Source organism: Barnesiella sp. CU968, assembly GCF_905219685.1.
GTDB lineage: Bacteria > Bacteroidota > Bacteroidia > Bacteroidales > Muribaculaceae > Lepagella > Lepagella muris_A.
In genome coordinates this window covers 1-2,347 of the sequence record NZ_CAJMXD010000429.1, presented here as the reverse complement: position 1 = coordinate 2,347, position 2,347 = coordinate 1, and the positions used below count along the sequence as shown (strand labels likewise).

3 protein-coding genes are annotated in these 2,347 nt (G+C 47.4%); all 3 read right to left on the bottom strand.

What is annotated here, in order from left to right; genetic code table 11:
- Positions 1–1,624 (bottom strand): LamG-like jellyroll fold domain-containing protein (locus JX312_RS12405; RefSeq protein ID WP_304505008.1); only part of this gene is annotated, 1,624 nt, incomplete at its 3' end.
- Positions 1,621–2,106 (bottom strand): T9SS type A sorting domain-containing protein, encoded by a 486-nt coding sequence (locus tag JX312_RS12400; protein ID WP_172469957.1) that lies wholly within the window; start codon positions 2,104–2,106, stop codon positions 1,621–1,623. The genes JX312_RS12400 and JX312_RS12405, both read right to left, overlap by 4 nt.
- A 1-nt stretch (position 2,107) precedes the next feature.
- Positions 2,108–2,347 (bottom strand): T9SS type A sorting domain-containing protein (locus JX312_RS12395; protein WP_204458201.1); only part of this gene is annotated, 240 nt, incomplete at its 5' end.

Below are 2,347 nucleotides of genomic sequence, written 5' to 3'. Positions count from 1 at the left end.
CGTTTGCCGCCTCTATGGTACGAGACTCGCTCGAATGGGTCTTGATTTCCACAATCAGCTTGCAGCGGTCGCTTTTCCCGAGAATATCAAGGTAATCGGCAAAGGTGGGTAAGGTCTCTCCGTTCGACAAGGTCTTGTTTTTGACTTCATCATAACCGGAGTCCTGTATTGTCACGCCGTCTATAGAGGGGTCATGGTTTATTACAAGAATATTATCTTTGGTAAGCCACACGTCTGTCTCGGCTCCATAAGCTTTCAACTCTATGGCATTGCGGAGTGCCTCCCGTGAGTTTTTCGCCGCGCCAGCCTTCGACCAGTAACCGCGATGTGCTATGATCTGAGATTTATTACCAAACTTCCGGACTTTAAGGAAAGCGACCGAACCGAGTTTCTGTCTGCGGTCTCCGCGCCGTAGCGTGACGTTGAATGTGCCGCTTCTGACATCATCGGGAAGCACGACATCCACACGACCGGCATTCTTTACAGTCACCGGTATTTCCCATAATGTTGAGCCTCTCTCGAATTCAATGACATCATCTGCCTCGAATCCCTCTCCATATACAGGATAAATGGCATTTCCCTTTACCTGTACGTTCTCTAATAAAGTGACGTTCTCGACAAGCGGTCTGGTGGTATCCACAAATCTGTCTACAGCCAGATACAGGCGTACTGCCTGTTCTTCAGTCAGGGCATCATCGTAGATTCTGGCAAGAACTACCGTTCCGTTCACACCATTCTGCACACCTGTATATTTTGAATCGCTGACAGGACACGCATCACCCCCGATGCAAAATTTTGTGGCACCTGTCTTGGGTGCGATATAATTATCGCCGTTTATGTCTATTTCATTCTTAAGACGTCCGTTTACATATATTCTCGCTTTCTTGCGATCCTTGTCCCAAACTCCGACAATATGATAATAGGCGTTCGATTCGGGAACCACATCACTGTCCGCCCATTGCCAGGAACTGGTATTTGAAGTCGAGACATTGGGCAGGAACGTAAGGGAATTCAGAGCATTGTGTCCGCTCCACCCCGCTTTAACCATGATACCTGTGCCTCCGCCTTCATGCGATGCAAATACTTTAGCCTCCACATTCGGGATAGAGCCCGTGTATTCAGGCATGAACATCACCTCAAGCGTATGCCCGTCGGCAAGAGCATCCTGAAACTTCTTATTGTCAGTGTAGTCTATGCGGTAGAAATTCTCCGCCACATTGCTGTTTCCCCAATTGTTGCCGGTGAGTATGGCGACATGACGATTGAAGAGGTCGCTCCATTCTGTTGTGGCGCTTCCACCCCGTTCCACATTGAATTTCATCGGAGACACATCCTCAGCCGTGCCGTCTGCCTTAAATACAACATTCAGCAGGTCCGCTTTCGGCATAGGAGACAAGAAAGTAATCGAGTCAATGTCGGAGGCTGTGAATGTATAAACTGTCTTCCCTTCCGCATCAAGCGCATCCAGACTTTTGTCTGCATTCATGACTATGCGTTCTGCGTTTTGTGCGGGAAGTCTATGCACAACTTCTCCGTTTTTATGAAAATACAGATAATCGGAGGCATTCACGCATAATGCCGCCGCGCTCATCACAAGCATTGAAATTACAGTCAGTCTTTTCATTGTTTTCTTATGATTTTATACGTTCTTGTGATTCCGCCGGTTTTAACCGTCACTATATTAAGTCCGGGAGTGCTTACCGTCACTGTTGCCGAACAAGAGGCAGGCACGCAGTGATTTGTCATTTCTCCGAGCACATCATAGACACGGATTTCTGTTATCTCGGATTCACTTGTCACAGTGAACACATCTCCAGAAAAGACTGTTGTGATTCCTTCCGTCTTTCCTATAGAACCGATCCCGCTTGATTCCTCCGGTCTGAACGTAAGATAAGCAAACCTCGAAATATCGATGTCGACACTCTCTCCCTTCTCCGGCACCAGCACTATTCTGCCTGATTTGTCGAATTCAATGCGGCTGACCTCCTTTGCGCCGCCTATTGACACGCCATCAGGAGAATATGCATATACATCTCTTGCAGCCGAATGCGGAGCCGAGAGCAATCCGATTCCTGCAAGCATATAAATAAATATGTTATGTCTCATATCAGATTTTCACTTTATATGTTTGGTTGATTGTCTTGCCTCTGAGAGAAACAAGATATATTCCCTCCGACAACCCGTCGGCTACCACTCCAACTGTAATATTGTTCCGTTTTTCCACCGTCATTCCGGAATAGTCATAGACTCTCACATCCAGAGGTTCAGGAGACAACAATAATTCAACGCAGCTGTTTCCGCAGACCAGCCTGACTCCGTCAGTATCTGCTGATTCCACACCTGCCGT

Coding starts and splice junctions, on each gene's coding strand:
- JX312_RS12400 (WP_172469957.1), bottom strand. CDS start 2,106: ATGAGACATAACATATTTATTTATATGCTTGCAGGAATCGGATTGCTC.